Raw genomic sequence first — 15,934 nt, 5'->3', positions numbered from 1 at the left:
TGAATGCGTAACTCGTTGATATTCCACGAGTTACGTAAACTCGACTAGGGTGTGCGGTCTGTGGTTTTGAGGTGCGTTACACGAGGGTGCCGCGGAGCGTCCAGCCTCGGATATCGTCGATTTTCACCTTGACGTAATCGCCCGGCTTGATGATGCGACCTTCTTCCGGCTTGAAAATGACCTTCTTGAAGTTGTCCGTCTTGCCGACGAGTTCTGTCTTGTCGCGGGTGGAGCCGTGTTCGACGAGGATTTCTTCGGTGCGGCCAATCATCATCTGGTTGCGTTTGAGCGTGATGGCGTTCTGGAGTTCCACGAGGCGCGAATGGCGAGCCGACTTTTCTTCGGGCGTGAGAATTTCGGCTTCGTTGAAGGATTCAGTGCCTTTGCGCGGGCTGTAGATGAACATGTATGCCGTGTCAAATTGGCAAGCTTCGAACGCCTTGATCGTCTGTTCGAAATCTTCGTCGGTTTCGCCGACAAATCCGCAAATCACGTCTGTCGAAATGGCGTAGTACGGATCCTTGCTGCGCAACTGCTCGATGACGGTCATGTACTGATCCATGTTGTGCTGGCGGCGCATTTTCTTGAGAATTGCGTCGGAGCCGCTCTGGAGCGGAATGTGCGCGTAATGGCAGACCTTCGGATTGTTCAAGAGAACGTCAATGAGTTCGTTTGTATAATGGCGCGGGTGCGGGCTTGTAAAGCGGATGCGCTTGATACCACCGATTTCGGAAACTTTTGTCAGTAATGTCGTGAAGTCTGCGTTTGGCGTCTTGTAGGCATTCACCGTCTGGCCGAGTAACATCACTTCGGTGATGCCCTTGTCGGCGGCTCGCTTGACTTCTGTCAGCACGTCGTCCATGTCGCGGTATTTCTCGGGACCACGGAGGTACGGCACGATGCAGTAGCTGCAGCGCTTGTTGCAACCACGCTGGATCGCGACGAATGCGCTCACGTCATTCTGCAGCTTGGCGTATTCGCCGAGGTAGTTCTCGTCGCGGTCTTCGTCGATGAACATCTTGTGGTGCGTCTTGTGCAGCGGGCTCTGGGCATCCCCGAACAAGAGTTCTGGAATTTTGCGGTACTGGTCCGGGCCTACGATGTAGTTTACGTTCTTGAGGCGCTTGAGCAGTTCCGGCCCGCGATTCTTGGCCATGCAACCGCACACGACGACTTTCACGTCGGGATTTTTCTTGCGCAAGTACTTGAGCTTGCTGATGTTGACGATGGCTGTTTCCTCGGCCTTTTCACGCACGCTGCAGGTGTTTACGATGATGATGTCGGCATCTTCCTGGTTGTTCGTCTCGACGCAACCGCACATGTCTAACTCCTGCGCAATCATCGCGGAGTCGTATTCGTTCATCTGGCAGCCGTATGTGGCCAAGTGGTATTTTTTCATGCGGCCAAATTTAGTAAAAGGCGAGCGACGCGCGAGTCAAGCTTGCTTGAACGAGCATGTCCGAGCCGTACTAAATGCACGCGAAGCGTGCCAAGATAGTTTTTTAGACGAGAGATGAGTGACGAGAGACGAGGGATAAATGGCGCAAATGGCGGATGTTGCTGCTCGAATATGCGGAAAATGCGAAAATCTTATAATCTTAATGGCAAGTTCTAAAAAACTTTAAGCCAAAACGATGTGAAAAAAATTGTAAAAGAAATCTTTTTTCATTGATTGTTTGTTCTGAATTTTGTTATTTATGGCCATGGCAAACTTCTTTAGCAAATATTTTAGTGAAATCGCATTGATGGCTACAGCGGTGCTGTGGGCTGGCTGCGGTAATGTTGATAAAGATTCGAAAAATGAAAAGTCGGTAAGTAATGGCCCTGTTGAATCGTCTGATTCTGCGGCGTTGCAGAATGTAACGGAAAAAGACGATTCTCTTGTGAGTGAAATTCTCAAAGATTCACTTGATGCGAACGCCCAAACAGTCGTATTGCTGGATTCCGCGAAACTGCTTGAAAAGCAGCGGACTATAGATAGCTTGATGAAGGCTTATTTCCCGATTGAATGGAATGATGTAGAAAAAAAGAAAGACGTATATCAAAATGCTCTTATGATTTTTGCAAAAAATCGTGATTCGATTTTGAAAGCTAGATCAGATTTGGGCTCTGTTATGTGTTATTATGGTGTTATTGTAGATAGGTATAAACCACGTCCTCGTCTTGGCTCTAAAGATGACTTTAAAGTTGGATTTAATGATGGTACTGGAAATTCTTCTGTAGATGGTAGGTCTATTCTTCAATCGTTATTGGGTAATTCGAATGTGTTTCCGTCTAAATGGACTCTGAAAGTTCTTTATAAAAATATTGAATTCGCAGACAAACAAACTGTTAATCAAGATATGGTTTCTAGAGTTAAACGTGTTTTTCAACAAAGAAGTCCCGGCCTAAAGCACATATACAGAAAATTCATCAAGAAAAATCCAAATAATACATTTGATGGCGTAATTACTTTAAAGTTAACGATTGCTGCTGATGGAAGAGTAAAAAAATCGTCAATAAAGGGATCGACTACGGGTGTTAAAGAATTTGATGAAGAGATAAGAAAAGCTGTAAGTCAATGGACGTTCCCTAAGGTTAAATCAGGGACGACTGTTGTTTATATCCCCATTCGTTTTTATGAATAAGCCTAGCCTTCGCACCGTCTAAATAAAAATTTGTATTTTCTAAGCATGAATAATATTGCAAAATCTCATTTATTCTTGCTTGCTTTTGTTCTCCTGACGACGATTTGGTCTGTTATCGGAGTCGAAGATACTTACCTCACTTGGATTCTTGAAGCGGCTCCCGCGATTGTCGGGCTGTTGGTCCTTGTATTTACCTACAAAAAGTTCAGGATGCCCACGTATCTTTACGTGGTAATGGCGCTCCACATGGCGGTGCTTTTGGTGGGGGCGCACTATTCGTATGCGAAGGTTCCGCTTGGATTCTGGATGGAAGATTGGTTCGGTTTTATGCGCAACAACTACGATAAAATTGGGCATTTGATGCAGGGCGTTACTCCTGCACTTGTGATGATTGAACTTTTGCGCCGCACGACTCCGATCAAGACGGCGGGCTGGACGGGATTTTTGTCGGTGTGCGTGGCCGAGGCAATTTCTGCGCTTTATGAAATTATTGAGTGGCTAGCATCGCTCAGTAATCCGACGGATACGGAAGCGTTCTTGGGAACGCAAGGTTACATTTGGGATACGCAGACAGATATGTTCATGTGCCTTATCGGGGCGACCATTTCTGTTTTAATTTGTTTGAATGTTAAAAAGTTCCGCAAATTAGAAACTTAAGAAATAGATTTAAATTATGGTTGGTTTTTGGGTTAAAGCTTTAGATAAAAAGATGGCGGCGTTTTGCGCGCTAGCCTTTGCGCTGCTTTTTGCCGCTTGTAGCGACGACCACTTTGACACGACTTCGGTGAATCCTATAGGTGGCGAAAGTTGCGCTGCCATTGAAGAATCAAGTTCTTCGGATTACGCGTTGTCCTCGTCTGTTGTTGCATCGAGCTCTTCCGCGGATGGGTTAGTTTCGATTTCAACGACTGTTATGGAGGATACGCTTGAAATATTTGCATTTGGGGGTGTGAAACTTGACGTTGTTGCGGATTCGTTCCTGACAAAGTTTGATTATGGCGATGTCGTGACGGTGATGATTGCGGGGTACGATACGGTGGATGTTCCTGTAGTTGCGGGTTACGGATATGTTTTTCCTGGTGAATTCTTTTTGTATGTCTCCGAGGGGTTGAACTATATCAAGCTTGAGGCTCGTTACGGCCAAATGGCTGAGGTCGTTGGTCTCGGGCGCGATTTGAAATTCCCGATAGATGTTGTTGTGCAGATGAAGGAAAAGGGTGGCTATGTTGACCATCTTGAAAATTTGAAGTCGCTTTCAATTGCGAATTATCCGGGGGCTTATCCTGATTTGTCTATTGAGGAGTTTGCGAATTTTAGAATGGTGCATACAACCGGAATGGGCGAGGGGGTGCTTTATCGATCTTCAAGTCCGATTGATCCTGCGATTTATCGCAATGCCATTGCGGATTCATTGGCGAAAGTGGCTGGCGTCAAGACTTTTGTGAACCTTGCAGATGAATTACAATATGCCGAAGAATACAAAGGCTTTGCAGATTCTTATTATGCAACGCAGAATGTGGTTTATCTTAATGTGGAACCTGCTTTTGCGAATTCGCCGTTCAAGGAAGGGCTTGTCAAAGGCTTGCGCTATATGATAGAGCATGACGGCCCGTATCTAGTGCATTGCACGTATGGTATGGACCGAACTGGATTTACGATTGCTGTGCTCGAAGCGCTGATGGGGGCAACCGCTGGTGAAATCAAGGCGGATTACGCCACGACTCACAAGAATTTTTATAACGTGGTCGATGGTAAACATGTTGATTTAACAACAAAGCAGGTTGAGCTGCTTCAGGCGATTATTGTAAGACTTATGCAGAATTCGTTCAAAACGGCTGGTGTTGACATCTCTGATTTCGAAAATGCAGATTTAGCGTCCGCTACAGAAAAGTATTTGCTTGCGCTCGGGATGGAAAAGAGCGAAATCGAAGCGCTGAAAGAACGACTGAAGTAGATAATTTTGTTATTTATGATGTATGGCAAAAAACTTTAGCAAATTTCTTGGCAAAATCGCTTTGATGACCGCTGCAACGTTGTGGGCGGCTTGTAACGATTCTGATAAAAAGGCGGAGGATCCTAAATCAGATACAAAGTCGATTGTTAATCCGATAAAGTTGAAAAAGGGTGAACTCTCTAAAATTTATCGTGATAGTATTCCTGTAAAAACGCTAAAACCCGACTTGGGTGGATTTATGCAAAATCAAACTGTGGCTCTTTATGGTGTCCTTCCGGATGTTGTTCACAAAGGGGGTGATGGCAAGGTGGTCCCTAGATGCCGTATTAAGCCTTTGTCTGCAAAAAACGTTGTCGTTGAAGGTCGTGATATTGATGTTCAGACTTTTTTAAAGGTTTATCGCCAACGAGTTCATGGTTTACGCTTTATCTTCGATAAGAATGTAAGGCGTCGATCAGATTTAGCAAGTGAATTTGAAGGAAGAATAGTCTTGACTTTGAAAATTGCTTCAAGCGGCGATGTTGAAAATGTTCAAATTAAATCGACTACAATTGCCGAAAATAGCCCCTTTAGCGCTATTAATGAAGATGTCAAGGAATCTGTCAGCCATTGGGTGTTTCCGAAATCGAAAAACGGGGCGACATTCTCGTTCCCGATTTCATTTTACATGATGCTTCCGCAACCATCGATGTTTGATGATTCGTCTTCAATAAAGAACAAGTAGCTTGTCGTGAAGTTCTATCCTTTTTGCGGTTCGCGATTTTCGTAATCTTCTAGGAAAGAATGCGGTTCACCGCCGGCCTTGAATCCGGGGAATGTCTCGATGCAGACGGAGTGCAGGCTGTTGAAGATGCTCTTTTCAATATTCGGGTTTTCGCGCTTGAGGCGTTTGATGAGCGCCTTGATTTCTTGACGCTTGCTTCCACCACCGCCGTTGTCGCAGACGGTGCAGCTTTCGGTAAAGCGACAGGCGCACTGGATAAACTGCAGCCCGTTGTAGTTTTTCCAGTTGATAATGTCTTGCTCGTTGATGCAATACATGGGGCGGATGAGTTCCATGCCGCCGAAATTCAGGCTGTGGAGCTTGGGCATCATGCCCTGCAGTTGCGAGCCGTAGAACATCGCCATGACGGTGGTCTCGATGACGTCGGAGAGGTGGTGACCTAGCGCAATTTTATTGCAGCCCAGGTCCTTTGCCTTGTGGTAGAGGTGGCCACGGCGCATCTTGGCGCAGACGTAGCAGGGGGAACGTTCGGTGTTGTTCGCCACGTCGAAAATGTTCGTCTCGAAAACGGTGATGGGGATTTCCAGAAGCTTCGCATTGCTTTCGATTTTCTGGCGGTTGATTTCGTTGTAACCGGGGTCCATCACCAGGTATTCCACGTCAAATTTCACGTCGCTGTGGCGGTGAAGCATCTGGATGAGCTTCGCCATGAGCATGGAATCCTTGCCGCCAGAGATGCAGACGGCGATTTTGTCGCCTTCTTCGATGAGCTTGTAGTTCTTGATGGCGGTAATGAATGGCGTCCAGAGCCTTTCGCGGTATGTTTTCGAAATGCTCCGTTCTACGCTTTGGACAAATGAAAGTTCTCTTGCCATTTTCATTACCTTTTTTGCGTTTATTTGCAAAGTTCCTTGTAGCAGCTGTCGAATGCGGCCATGAATTCGTCGATTTCTTTTTCGGTGGTGAGGTGCGAAAGGCTTATACGCCAGGAGTTCAAAGCATTTTTGCGGTCGCGGCTGACGGCAAAAACGGCGCGGGAGGGGAGCGCATCTACGCTGCAGGCGGACTTGACCGACACGTAAATTCCTTTGTCCGAAAGAGCTTTCTGGAAAATGTTCCCGCGGGCTCCCGCGACACTCAGGTTCAAAATGTGCGGAACAGCGTCTGCGGGGGAATTGATGCGGACTTTCGGATAGCCGCAGAGTTTTTCTTGCAAAATCGTTCGCAGTTCCTTGACGCGGGCAAATCGCTCTTCGAAATGCTCCACGGCAAGCGACAGTGCCGTTTCGAGGGATGCGTCCAACGCGAGTGTCGGGGTGCCGCTGCGGTAAATGGTGGTGCTGGCGCCGCCGTAAATGAGCGGTTCCATGGCGATTCCGCTTTTTTTGTACAAAAGCCCGCTGCCCGAAAGCCCGTAGAACTTGTGCGCGCCGATGCTTGCCGTGTCTGACAAATTCAGGTTTATGGGCGTTTTCCCGATGGCCTGCGTTGCATCCACGTGAAGGCTGCAGTTCGGGAACTCGCGGACAATCTTGTTGATGGATTCCAGCGGCTGCACGGTCCCGAGTTCGCTATCGACTGCATTCACTGTTACGAGCACCGTATCTTTACGGAGCAGGCTGCGTAAGTCTTCCAGGTCGATTTTCCCGTCGGTACCGATTTTTACCATATCGATTTCGTAGCCTGCTTCTTGCAGAGCCGTGAGCGTGGCGCTTACCGAAGAATGTTCCAGCGGGTTCGTGATGATGTGCTTGCCCACATGGCGCTTGGCCTGGACGATGCCGCGGATGGCGGTGTTGTTGCTTTCGCTTGCGCCCGAGGTGTAAATGATTTCGTCGGGGTTTACGTCCAAAAGTTTCGCGATGGAATCGGTCACTTGGGCGAGGAAAGCTTTTGCTGCATGTCCTGCTTCGTGATTCGAATTGGCGTTGCCGGTAAACCTGCGTTCAACTTCGCAGAATCGTTGCAAGGCTTCTTCGCATGCCGGGGTGTTTGCCGTGTAGTCGAAATAGGACATAACTATCAAAAAGATAGAAAATTGGGAGGTGCCTTCTGCGGTTAAATGAACTCGGCGAAGTCTTTGATGTGGCCTGCGGTGTAGCGGGGCTCAAGCGGAAGCAAGTTTTCTGCTTTGCCGAAGCCTTCGAAAAGCGTGATACAGTCAATGCCTGCGTTCTTTGCGGCTAGAACGTCGGGAGTGTCGTCTCCAATCATAATCGCTTTTTCGGGGGCGATTCCTGTCTGGCGGAGAATCTCGTTAATGCCGGCGGGGCTTGGCTTGCGTTCGGGCGTGGTGTCGCCGCAGAGGTATGTGGCGAAAGAATTTTCAAGACTGAATTTTTTGAGAATCTTTTGCGCGGGAGCGACCGGCTTGTTTGTGAGCATAGCTGCGCATCTTGTCTCGGCGCAGTTTCCATTACTTGTCTTGCAATCCCCATAGCGATTGTTTGTGGCGATTCGTTGCACGAGTTCTATAACGCCTTCGTATGGTTCCGTATTTTCAGTACAATGCTCCCAGTAAAAATCTGAATAAACTTTATGGATTTCTTTGATTTTCTCTTCGCTGTAGTTTTCGCGAGCGAGCGTTTCGGCGACTTTTGCCATGTCGCGGGTGCTTGCGACGGGAATGAAATTTGCAGCGACTGCTCGACGGATCAAGTTCATGGAACCGTTTCCGATGAATGTGCGCACGTCGTCGTTTGAATGCGTGTGCAGGCCGAATTGCGTCATCGCGTAGTTTACGGCTGGTGCCAAATCGCCAAGCGTATTGAACAGCGTGCCGTCCAAATCAAAAATGAACAGTTCTTTTTGCGCGATGAGAGCCTTGATTTCGTCGAGTGAAGTCATGGCGCCAAATTTAGAAATTTTATATATTCAAGCTATGCATTTCCATCGGTTTTGTATCTTGGCTGTACTTGCGTTTTCGTGCACGTTCTTGTTGGCGTGTAGTTGTGCGTCTACAGATCATTGCGCCGAGGAATGGTACGGACCGACGGATGGTGACTCGATGAATCAGAAAAATGCAAAATGCCTTGATCAAGAAAAATACGATTCTTGCCTCAGCAGGTATGTGAATGCGCAGAATCCCGATGTCGAAGCGCAATGCCATGAAGAGGCTCTGTATGTGTGTCAGGATCGTTTGAAACGCAAATGACTAATAACGAACAACTATTTACTATATTCATTTTATGATGTCTAAAATTTTTAAATCTGTTTTTGCAGCGGCTCTCGCTTTTTCGGCGACTGTCATGGCTGAAGATATTATCCGTTTTGTGCCGGACCCGTACCCGATTGGTTATGCGGATCAGGGCGATGTGCGCCATATCGTTATCAAGGGTGCAAATATTACAAATAAAGAAATTGTCCTTGAAACTGTGATGGGTCAGGGCATTGGCATGTCGAACTTCAAGTATCCGACGAAAATTGCGCCGAATGCTCCGGTGACGATTGAATTCGATATGGATTTTGCGGGCATGGACGGCCAAATCAACCCGGTTGTGGTGATGGTCGATAATCAGGGTAAGTCGTATGCCGCACAGCTCGACGGCTATGTGAAAAATCCGATTTTCTTTGGCGAAAAGCTCTTTGATACGGGCTATTATGCCGCAAACGAAAAGCGTGAATGGACGTTCTACGTTTGGGGTACGGACAAGAAGACGCGCCCGGACCTGGCGCTTGACGAAAACTCCCAGAAGGATTTTAAACTCAAGACCAAGAACGTGATGCTCAATGTTGATGACATGGGCAAGATCAAGGAAGGCGGTAAGGTGCCTGGCATCAAGGTCACGCTTTCGACTTCTGGGCTTACACGCACAGGCTGGGAACTCAAGCAAAAGAGCATCCGCAAGATTGTGGGCTTCAAGAGTAAAAAATTCCCGAAGGCAACGCCCGAAGTGCTGATTATTGGCTACTGGAAGGACTAGTGATATTTTAGAAAGGACTAGAACTGCCGGAATGGGCTAATTATTGCTTTTTTCGGCAGCTTGCCTTGAAAAAATATCGTGGTTTAACTAACTTTGGCATACTCTTGTAAGAGACCTCGGGATGTAGCTCAGCCTGGTAGAGCGCTTGAATGGGGTTCAAGAGGTCGCTGATTCGAATTCAGTCATCCCGACTAAAAAGACTCGTCATTGACGAGTCTTTTTTGTGTTAAGGTCTGCGCGCATTTAATGCGCGCGTTTTGTGAATTACAGCCCGTGTTCGAGTGAGTAATCCGAAATCTTGATGAGCGTGTCGAGCGTAGCGTGCATTTTTGCAGTGCGTTCGGCTTCTGTTTTGGCGAGGTCGTGTTCCTGGCGCATGTCTCCATCGTTAAAGAGATAGACTTCGTCGTTGCTAGCGGTCTTTGAGACGACGCGGTAGTTATCGAGACCGAGTGCGGAGTAGCCCGAGTAAGCGCCTAGCGAGAGTCCTGCGCGTTCCTTTTTAACGCTCGTGCTATCTGCATTGAAAATGGTTTCTGTGTCGCGCAGCAAGTTGTGTCCCATGAAAATGTTCGGAACCGCGTAGCCAGCGAGTTCAAGCACGGTGGGGGCGATGTCGATTTGAGCGGCTGTCGTCGTGTCGCGTGTTGCGTCGAGTCCTTTGCCGTGGATAAAGAACGGAATCCAGCTGATGTTCGAGAATCCGCCGCCGTTCATGGTCGAAACGCCGTTTTCACCCAAGGGGAATCCGTGGTCAGCCATGATAATGACGTAGGTGTTCTTGTACCATTCTTCGTTTTGGATGGCGCGGATGAATCGGGCGAGCTGCCTGTCGGCGTAATTCATCGTGACGTTGATGCGTTCCTGCAACGGGCGCGCTTTTTCTTCTTCGGTCATGCCGGCTGCAAAGTTGAACGGGTAATGATTGGAGCGCGTCATTAGCGTGGCGAGGAACGGCTTGCCTCCCTTGGAGAGTGTGTCGCGTACGAATTCTGCGGCGTGGTCCATGAAGGTCGAATCGTCTTCGCGTTCGCGATTGTAATGTTCGGCGGTGTACCATTTTGCCATCCAGACGCCAAGGTTATCCCAGGCGGGGTCTGCGGCAGACATGTAATGCGTGCTGTAGCCATTCTCGGTTAGCACCGAGACGAAACTCGGGAGTGTCACATGTGCAAGATCGGTGGCTTGCGCGAGTCTGGAGTGGTGCGGGATGCCGAGGTGCGTCGAAAGGACGCCGCCTGTGGTCGGAACGCCGCTGGTGTGCATGCGCATCCACACGTGTGAATTGGCGGCGAGCGAATCGAGGAACGGCGTGGGCGAGGGCTGAATCTGCGGATTCATGTAGCCCGTGTTGAGCCCGCGATGCGATTCCATAAGCACGAGGATAAAGTTCGGCTTCATTTTGCGTTGGACGGCAAGTTTTTCGCTGTTCTGGAGTTCTGCGGTTGGGACTCGGTAAAGCGGGAGACCGTGGCCTTCCTTGGCGTCCGAGAATTTCCAAAGGCTATCGCCTTCAACGCGTTGCCACAAATTCTGGTAGGAGGTTCGGTAGGTGGCAAGCTCTTTTTCTGTAAGACCTGCAACTTTTTTCGTGACAAATAAATCGTTGTAGACGAGCGATACGACTGGACGGAGCTTTGCCATGCGGGCGTTTCCAGTCCAGATAAAATAAACGAACAGATACGAAGCGATGTAGAAAATGACCATCGCAATGACGGACTTTTTCATGCGCAGTCCGTCAGGCGTGTGGTAATGCTTGTACAAGAGTTTGTAAAGACTATAGGTCAGCGGGAGCATCAGCACAAGTACGACGAACTGCAAGTACGGAACGGACAAGTCGTTTGCCACGTAGTCGTAGAACATGGCGATGGACGAAGTGTCTTTGTACGTGTCCATAAGCCCAAAGCTTAAATGTCCGCCGAGGAAACGCATCACTTCGTTATCGAGGAGCGTAAAGAGCAGAATGACGCTATGAAAAACCGTGTAGGCAATTGTCGTGACTTTTGTTTTATTAAACTTTGCGGCGATCCCGCCGAGAATCATAAACACCACGAGCGCATTGCAAATCCACATAAAGTCGATGCAAACTGCGTGGAAAATGAACCAGTCTGGCTTAGATACAAACGGGAATCCGTAAGGGTTGCTGCGGAACAAGAGCATAACGCGCAGCAAAATGTGCGTGACCCAGAATGCGAGCGAGATTAAAACCAAGTTCTTGGACGGCTCTAAGAACTTGGCAATTTTCTGTATAAAGTTTTTCATTTCTTATTTCCAGAAATTTCTTTGTACAAATCGAGCTGGCGCTTGAAGCAATCATTCCAGCTGAACTTTTCAGCGTATTTACGAGCTTTAATCTTCTTGTCGGTGAGGTCGGAATGGTAGAGCTCGACAATCGCATCTGCCAACGCTTCGGGCGTGCGTTCCTTGAGAATTGTGCCTGCGCCCGATTCCGTGACGTGTTCGAATGCGGCCCCGGCGGCAGCTCCGACGAGTGCGTTCCCGCTTGCCATGCTTTCTAGAATTGAAAGTCCAAAAGTTTCCCAGCCAGAGAGTGCAAGTCCCATGTCGACACTTGCGTAATAACGAGCCATTTCGTCGATGGAATTCACAAAACCGATATAGCTGACGTGCTTGTATTTTGCGGCGGCTTCTTGCACGAGCGGGAGACTTGGACCTGTGCCTGCAAAGACGATGGCGGGCTCGTGTCCGAGTTTTTGCGCTAAGATGTCGTAAGCGCCAAGAACAAGGTCAATGCCTTTTTCGTTGCAATGCCTGTGCGGGAAGAATATCGTGAGGCGGTTCGGATCGCCATCCTTGAGTTCGTTCACGAGTGCTTCGTCACGGCGGCTTGGCGAGAATGTATCAATGTCACAACCGAGCGGAATCCAACGCGGGTCGGGGAGTCCGTTCTTCTTGAGGCGAGCCATCGCTTCTTTTGAAGACGCTTGTACGCAATCGTAGTTTTTAAATTCCTGTTTGGCGTACCAGAAAGCAATTTTGCGGGAAAGAACGCCAACGCTTGCGCCGAATTTTTTGGCGATGGGTCGGCCCACGTAAGTTACGGGGAAGTCGGCATGCCAAAAGCTGAACAGTGCCGCATTGGGAACAACTTTTTTTGCAATGCTGCGCACGGCCGAGGGCAAAATGTAGGGTGAACCCACTTCAATCACATCCGGCTTGTACTTCTCGAGAATCGGACGAATCTGTTTGGACTTCCACATAAAGCGGTATTCCCAGTTGCCAGGGAATCGGAAAGCTTCTACATGTTCGATAATTAAACCATCGCTTCGCTTTTCTGTATAAGTGCTCGCCGAGGGCATCACGAATACGGAAAGGACTTCATTTTGGCGTTCGTAAAACGCCATTTTCTGCAAATGGTAACGGCGGACTCCGCCTCCTGACGGACTCCAGAAGTTGTTAAAATCGACAATGGTAAACATTAAGCTTCTTTCATGCGGCTAGATTGTGGGTCAATCAAAATCTTGTCTTCGTACACGCGGCTTGTGCCCATGCGCTTGGAATCTACGGAGAGATTCAATGCGCCATCCTTTTCGGTAAGCCAGTAAATGGCGTCAGAATCGCGGAGGTATGCACGCGGGCCAAGGAGTCCCATGTTGGAATCGATGAGTTCGCCACCGAGGAATATCGGGATGTCGAGAGCCTTGTACAAGTCGAGCATGATGGACGAACGCTTCTCGTGGATGTCCGGGAGTTCCGGGCGGTCGGTAATCTTCATGTGGTCGATACCGTCAATCACGAGAATCAAGTCCGGATGGTCCTTGAGTTCCTGGCTAAGTGTCTTGAGCAAGTCGTTAAAGTCGAGCGAAGGCATGTCGTCCCAAATTTCGAGACGATTGTTGCGTACGTAAGCCATCAGGTCGCGCGTTGCTTCCGTAATCTTTTTGTTGATTTCGTTGTCTGCATTCTGCTTGCGGACGTTCAAAATCGATTCGCCGATAATCATGGAAACAAGGCGGTCAAAGATTTGGCGGCGCGGCGTTTCATAAGCGACGTAAATGACCTTGAGGTTCGGGTTGCTCTCGATAAGGTCGAGCGTAAGGCTCGAAAGCAAGAATGTCTTGAGGCCGAATGGCTGAGACGATACAAAGAAGCATCCCGACTGAACGCCGTCGATTTCCTTGGTGAGCTTCGGGAATGTGCTGAGCTTGTAGCCCACGCTTTGGTCTGGCGGACAAGCCATTGCGGTATCGAAGTTTTCCTTGATGTCCTGCAACAGCATGGAGCGGCGGTGCGAATGAATAGTATCGACTTCGGTATTGGCGATGAGGTCAATAAGCTGGTCGGCACCGTTCTTGCGGACAAACGTATCAACGGATTCGTCCTTCGGCAGTACAATGGACTTGAGACTCATGTGCATCTGTTCGGCGAGTTTCAAGTACTTCTGGATCTTGAGTTCCTGATTGCGGCGATCTTCTTCGCGGCGCAAGATGACCGTGAATGATTCGGCTCCGCAAGCCTTGAGTTTGTACAGGTGGTTGACGTTCAGTTCCTGGAACATCGTGGAGACAACGCCTGGGATGCCGGCGAGGTCAGCGGTGAGCGCGTCAAAGAATCCCTGTACGATAATGGGGTTTTCGCTATCGGCTTGGATGTTGAACGGAATGACGGTCGGACCAGAAGCATACGTGATGTAGGTATGGCTCTTTTCGTTATCGTCGATGAGTCTACCGTAAACGGAATGGATAAATCCCTTGGAATTGCGGGCCGGAATGGTAATTCGCGGTTCGTGGTACGCTTCGAGGTTGTCGAGGTAAAAACTGATCTGGTGGCGTTCGATGCCGGAGAGCATGCAGTAGCTGATGAACGGTTCCGGGTCGCCGCTGTAGTAACCGAGACCGTAAAGTTGGGCTTGGCCAATGCTCCAGCCGCGGGCTTCGAGGAACTTTGCCGAAGAGGGGCTCTTGCAGGCAGCCCAGTGGCAGTAACGCACAAAGCATTCGAGGACCTTGGATTTTTCGCCACCGACTTCCTTGACCCACGGGTGTTCGCTATCCTGGTTGTTCGCGAGGTCCTTGTCGAGTGCGCCGAGGAATTCAAAGGCTTCGGAACGGGCGGTCTGCTCGTCCATGCCGTTGAAGCGGCTCTTCATCAAAAAATCGACCAAGTCGCCTTCTGCACCGCATTGGAGACAGCGATAGCGCCAGTAACCTAGCGCATCGTAGAAAAACAGCGATGTTTCTTCTGGAGCGTGGAACGGACAGCAGGCGATAAGGTTACGCCCCCAACGGCTCAGGGGAATTCCCAACTGCCTCGGGTGAGCTTTAGTTCTCATATACTCTGCATGTTCTTGATCAATCAGCATTGCGGCCTCCTATAAGAGAAATCTAATAAAGTACGCTCCCGTAAATGCGTTTTTTTTGAAAAAAAAGCAATTTTATCTATTTTTTGGATTATGGTTATTCTTGGTATTGACCCGGGCTCGATTACGACCGGATATGCGTTCTTGAAAAAGACTGGCAACCAAATTCAGGTGCTGGAATATGGCACGTTCCATGCGAACGCCACTAAAAATCTCGAAGATAGGCTTGTGCATATCGTGACGGAGCTCGAAAAACGCCTGGATCATTACCACCCGGATGCGCTTGCGATGGAAGGCGTGTTCTTTGCAAAGAACGTGAAGAGCGCATTGGTGCTTGGGCATATCCGTGGGGCGATTCTTGTGGCGTGCCATCGTCGCGGAATGACGTACGAGGAATACCCGCCAAAAGTCGTGAAGCAGGCTGTGACAGGCAATGGCGCCGCCTCGAAGGAACATGTGGCGAATATGATTTTTGCGCATTTGGGAATTGTAGGCGGGGAGCTTCCGCTGGATGCTTCAGATGCGCTTGCGATTGCGTGGACTCATGCAAACCCGGCTCCGTTGGCGCAGTCGCTTTTGGGTAAAAAGTCGAAACCCAAGAAGAAAACGACGGTGCAACAGTGGAAAGACTTGATTGAAAAAATGGGAGGGACGATTCAATGACGGACTTGTCTCAGGATTTGTTGCCCTACGGCCTAGGAACGCCGGACTTGGTGGAGTTCCAGCCGGGATACTTTGTAGACCGCGAAATTGTGGATGATTTACGTGCTCTGTCAAACGAAGCCCAGGCGAACGGTTTTGAGTTGCGTATTGAATCGGCGTACCGCTCGTTTGAAAAGCAACTTTCGATTTGGAACCGCAAGGCTCGTGGCGAACTCAAGCTCTTGAATGAAAAGGGCGAGCCGATGGAACGCCCGAAAGACGAAGAAGAACTGATGTATGCAATTCTCACATGGTCGGCATTGCCGGGGGCGAGCCGTCACCATTTGGGGACGGACATCGACGTGGTCGATGGAGCTGCGTGCCCGGAGGGCTACGAAGTGCAGCTCACGCCCGTGGAGTGCAGTGGCATGTTTGCAAAGTTCCATGCGTTTTTGACGTCTCGGATGGAGTCTGGAACATCGTTTGGCTTTAGTCGTGTGTTCATTCCCGGACGCGGGAAAATCAAGCCTGAAGGCTGGCACATTGCGCACTTGCCGACATCGCGTAAGCGCTTGGAACATTTCTCGCTAGACACGCTGCGAAGCATTTATGAACGCTCGGACATGGAATGCAAACGCGTTGTGTTGGCGAATCTCCCGCAGCTTGCGGAGGAATATATCTATCCTTACTTTGTTTGATGAACGGCTTTGCCGCAGTTCTGAGTTACTAGTAACTTACGGTTCC

General features: G+C 49.1%; 15 protein-coding genes and 1 tRNA gene. 9 read left to right on the top strand and 7 right to left on the bottom strand.

The window, feature by feature from the left end; translation table 11 throughout:
• Nucleotides 1-76 precede the first annotated feature (76 nt).
• Nucleotides 77-1,399 (bottom strand): tRNA (N6-isopentenyl adenosine(37)-C2)-methylthiotransferase MiaB, encoded by a 1,323-nt coding sequence (gene miaB, locus B7982_RS08655; protein ID WP_088639921.1) that lies wholly within the window; start codon nucleotides 1,397-1,399, stop codon nucleotides 77-79.
• A gap of 304 nt (nucleotides 1,400-1,703) precedes the next feature.
• On the opposite strand from miaB, the gene B7982_RS08650 reads away from it, so the two are divergent.
• Genes B7982_RS08650 through B7982_RS08635 form a run of 4 tightly spaced genes read left to right on the top strand, consistent with a single transcriptional unit; the run spans nucleotide 1,704 to nucleotide 5,305 of the window.
• Nucleotides 1,704-2,627, top strand: a complete 924-nt coding sequence (locus B7982_RS08650; RefSeq protein WP_158212990.1) for a TonB family protein — start codon at nucleotides 1,704-1,706, stop codon at nucleotides 2,625-2,627.
• 45 nt (nucleotides 2,628-2,672) lie between these two features.
• Nucleotides 2,673-3,284: a DUF2238 domain-containing protein gene (locus B7982_RS08645; protein WP_088660397.1), complete on the top strand. Its 612-nt coding sequence runs from the start codon at nucleotides 2,673-2,675 to the stop codon at nucleotides 3,282-3,284.
• A 16-nt stretch (nucleotides 3,285-3,300) separates the two neighbouring features.
• Entirely contained in the window at nucleotides 3,301-4,581 is a 1,281-nt protein-coding gene (locus B7982_RS08640; protein WP_233138455.1) for a tyrosine-protein phosphatase, read from the top strand.
• Nucleotides 4,582-4,603: 22 nt separating this feature from the next.
• Nucleotides 4,604-5,305: a hypothetical protein gene (locus B7982_RS08635; protein WP_088660396.1), complete on the top strand. Its 702-nt coding sequence runs from the start codon at nucleotides 4,604-4,606 to the stop codon at nucleotides 5,303-5,305.
• A 14-nt stretch (nucleotides 5,306-5,319) separates the two neighbouring features.
• Here the strand turns inward: B7982_RS08635 and B7982_RS08630 are convergent, their stop codons facing one another.
• The 3 genes from B7982_RS08630 to B7982_RS08620 are packed head-to-tail and all read right to left on the bottom strand — an operon-like array spanning nucleotide 5,320 to nucleotide 8,152.
• Nucleotides 5,320-6,180: an ATP-binding protein gene (locus tag B7982_RS08630; protein ID WP_088660395.1), complete on the bottom strand. Its 861-nt coding sequence runs from the start codon at nucleotides 6,178-6,180 to the stop codon at nucleotides 5,320-5,322.
• A gap of 20 nt (nucleotides 6,181-6,200) precedes the next feature.
• On the bottom strand, nucleotides 6,201-7,322 hold the full coding sequence (locus B7982_RS08625) for a cysteine desulfurase family protein (RefSeq protein ID WP_088660394.1): 1,122 nt from the start codon (nucleotides 7,320-7,322) through the stop codon (nucleotides 6,201-6,203).
• Nucleotides 7,323-7,363: 41 nt separating this feature from the next.
• A complete protein-coding gene (locus B7982_RS08620) occupies nucleotides 7,364-8,152 on the bottom strand; it encodes an HAD family hydrolase (RefSeq protein ID WP_088660393.1) in 789 nt (262 codons plus the stop codon).
• Nucleotides 8,153-8,210: 58 nt separating this feature from the next.
• Here B7982_RS08620 and B7982_RS14920 point away from each other — a divergent pair, with 58 nt between their 5' ends.
• The 3 genes from B7982_RS14920 to B7982_RS08605 all read left to right on the top strand — a co-directional run bounded on the left by B7982_RS14920 (nucleotide 8,211) and on the right by B7982_RS08605 (nucleotide 9,419).
• Complete coding sequence (locus B7982_RS14920) at nucleotides 8,211-8,459, top strand: hypothetical protein (RefSeq protein ID WP_158212989.1); 249 nt, start codon at nucleotides 8,211-8,213, stop codon at nucleotides 8,457-8,459.
• Nucleotides 8,460-8,493: 34 nt separating this feature from the next.
• Nucleotides 8,494-9,228, top strand: a complete 735-nt coding sequence (locus B7982_RS08610) for a hypothetical protein (RefSeq protein ID WP_158212988.1) — start codon at nucleotides 8,494-8,496, stop codon at nucleotides 9,226-9,228.
• A 117-nt stretch (nucleotides 9,229-9,345) separates the two neighbouring features.
• Nucleotides 9,346-9,419: transfer RNA gene (locus B7982_RS08605), tRNA-Pro, on the top strand.
• A gap of 73 nt (nucleotides 9,420-9,492) precedes the next feature.
• On the opposite strand, the gene B7982_RS08600 is transcribed toward B7982_RS08605, so the two are convergent.
• Genes B7982_RS08600 through B7982_RS08590 form a run of 3 tightly spaced genes read right to left on the bottom strand, consistent with a single transcriptional unit; the run spans nucleotide 9,493 to nucleotide 14,551 of the window.
• The gene (locus tag B7982_RS08600; RefSeq protein ID WP_088660390.1) at nucleotides 9,493-11,490 is read right to left on the bottom strand and encodes an LTA synthase family protein; all 1,998 of its coding nucleotides are present in this window, start codon (nucleotides 11,488-11,490) and stop codon (nucleotides 9,493-9,495) included.
• The gene (locus B7982_RS08595; RefSeq protein ID WP_088660389.1) at nucleotides 11,487-12,668 is read right to left on the bottom strand and encodes a glycosyltransferase; all 1,182 of its coding nucleotides are present in this window, start codon (nucleotides 12,666-12,668) and stop codon (nucleotides 11,487-11,489) included. Before B7982_RS08595 ends, B7982_RS08600 begins: the two co-directional genes overlap by 4 nt.
• A complete protein-coding gene (locus B7982_RS08590; RefSeq protein ID WP_088660388.1) occupies nucleotides 12,668-14,551 on the bottom strand; it encodes a CHC2 zinc finger domain-containing protein in 1,884 nt (627 codons plus the stop codon). Before B7982_RS08590 ends, B7982_RS08595 begins: the two co-directional genes overlap by 1 nt.
• Before the next feature lie 90 nt (nucleotides 14,552-14,641).
• Between B7982_RS08590 and ruvC the strand changes: the two genes are divergently transcribed.
• Together ruvC and B7982_RS08580 are read left to right on the top strand one after the other, a co-directional pair.
• Nucleotides 14,642-15,211 carry a crossover junction endodeoxyribonuclease RuvC gene (gene ruvC, locus B7982_RS08585; protein ID WP_088660387.1) on the top strand — a complete coding sequence of 190 codons (570 nt, stop codon included), beginning with the start codon at nucleotides 14,642-14,644 and terminating at the stop codon, nucleotides 15,209-15,211.
• The gene (locus B7982_RS08580) at nucleotides 15,208-15,888 is read left to right on the top strand and encodes a M15 family metallopeptidase (protein WP_088660386.1); all 681 of its coding nucleotides are present in this window, start codon (nucleotides 15,208-15,210) and stop codon (nucleotides 15,886-15,888) included. The genes ruvC and B7982_RS08580 overlap by 4 nt, the downstream gene beginning before the upstream one ends.
• Nucleotides 15,889-15,934 lie beyond the last annotated feature (46 nt).

The organism is Fibrobacter sp. UWB2, from assembly GCF_002210425.1.
Taxonomy (GTDB): Bacteria; Fibrobacterota; Fibrobacteria; order Fibrobacterales; family Fibrobacteraceae; genus Fibrobacter; species Fibrobacter elongatus.
This window is presented reverse-complemented; position numbering and strand designations above follow the sequence as displayed.

What these genes read in the sequence shown, in the direction of transcription:
- miaB (WP_088639921.1), bottom strand. Translation starts at nt 1,399, where the DNA reads ATGAAAAAATACCACTTGGCCACATACGGCTGCCAGATGAACGAATAC.
- B7982_RS08650 (WP_158212990.1), top strand. Translation starts at nt 1,704, where the DNA reads ATGGCAAACTTCTTTAGCAAATATTTTAGTGAAATCGCATTGATGGCT.
- B7982_RS08645 (WP_088660397.1), top strand. Translation starts at nt 2,673, where the DNA reads ATGAATAATATTGCAAAATCTCATTTATTCTTGCTTGCTTTTGTTCTC.
- B7982_RS08640 (WP_233138455.1), top strand. Translation starts at nt 3,301, where the DNA reads ATGGTTGGTTTTTGGGTTAAAGCTTTAGATAAAAAGATGGCGGCGTTT.
- B7982_RS08635 (WP_088660396.1), top strand. Translation starts at nt 4,604, where the DNA reads ATGGCAAAAAACTTTAGCAAATTTCTTGGCAAAATCGCTTTGATGACC.
- B7982_RS08630 (WP_088660395.1), bottom strand. Translation starts at nt 6,180, where the DNA reads ATGGCAAGAGAACTTTCATTTGTCCAAAGCGTAGAACGGAGCATTTCG.
- B7982_RS08625 (WP_088660394.1), bottom strand. Translation starts at nt 7,322, where the DNA reads ATGTCCTATTTCGACTACACGGCAAACACCCCGGCATGCGAAGAAGCC.
- B7982_RS08620 (WP_088660393.1), bottom strand. Translation starts at nt 8,152, where the DNA reads ATGACTTCACTCGACGAAATCAAGGCTCTCATCGCGCAAAAAGAACTG.
- B7982_RS08610 (WP_158212988.1), top strand. Translation starts at nt 8,494, where the DNA reads ATGATGTCTAAAATTTTTAAATCTGTTTTTGCAGCGGCTCTCGCTTTT.
- B7982_RS08600 (WP_088660390.1), bottom strand. Translation starts at nt 11,490, where the DNA reads ATGAAAAACTTTATACAGAAAATTGCCAAGTTCTTAGAGCCGTCCAAG.
- B7982_RS08595 (WP_088660389.1), bottom strand. Translation starts at nt 12,668, where the DNA reads ATGTTTACCATTGTCGATTTTAACAACTTCTGGAGTCCGTCAGGAGGC.
- B7982_RS08590 (WP_088660388.1), bottom strand. Translation starts at nt 14,551, where the DNA reads ATGCTGATTGATCAAGAACATGCAGAGTATATGAGAACTAAAGCTCAC.
- ruvC (WP_088660387.1), top strand. Translation starts at nt 14,642, where the DNA reads ATGGTTATTCTTGGTATTGACCCGGGCTCGATTACGACCGGATATGCG.
- B7982_RS08580 (WP_088660386.1), top strand. Translation starts at nt 15,208, where the DNA reads ATGACGGACTTGTCTCAGGATTTGTTGCCCTACGGCCTAGGAACGCCG.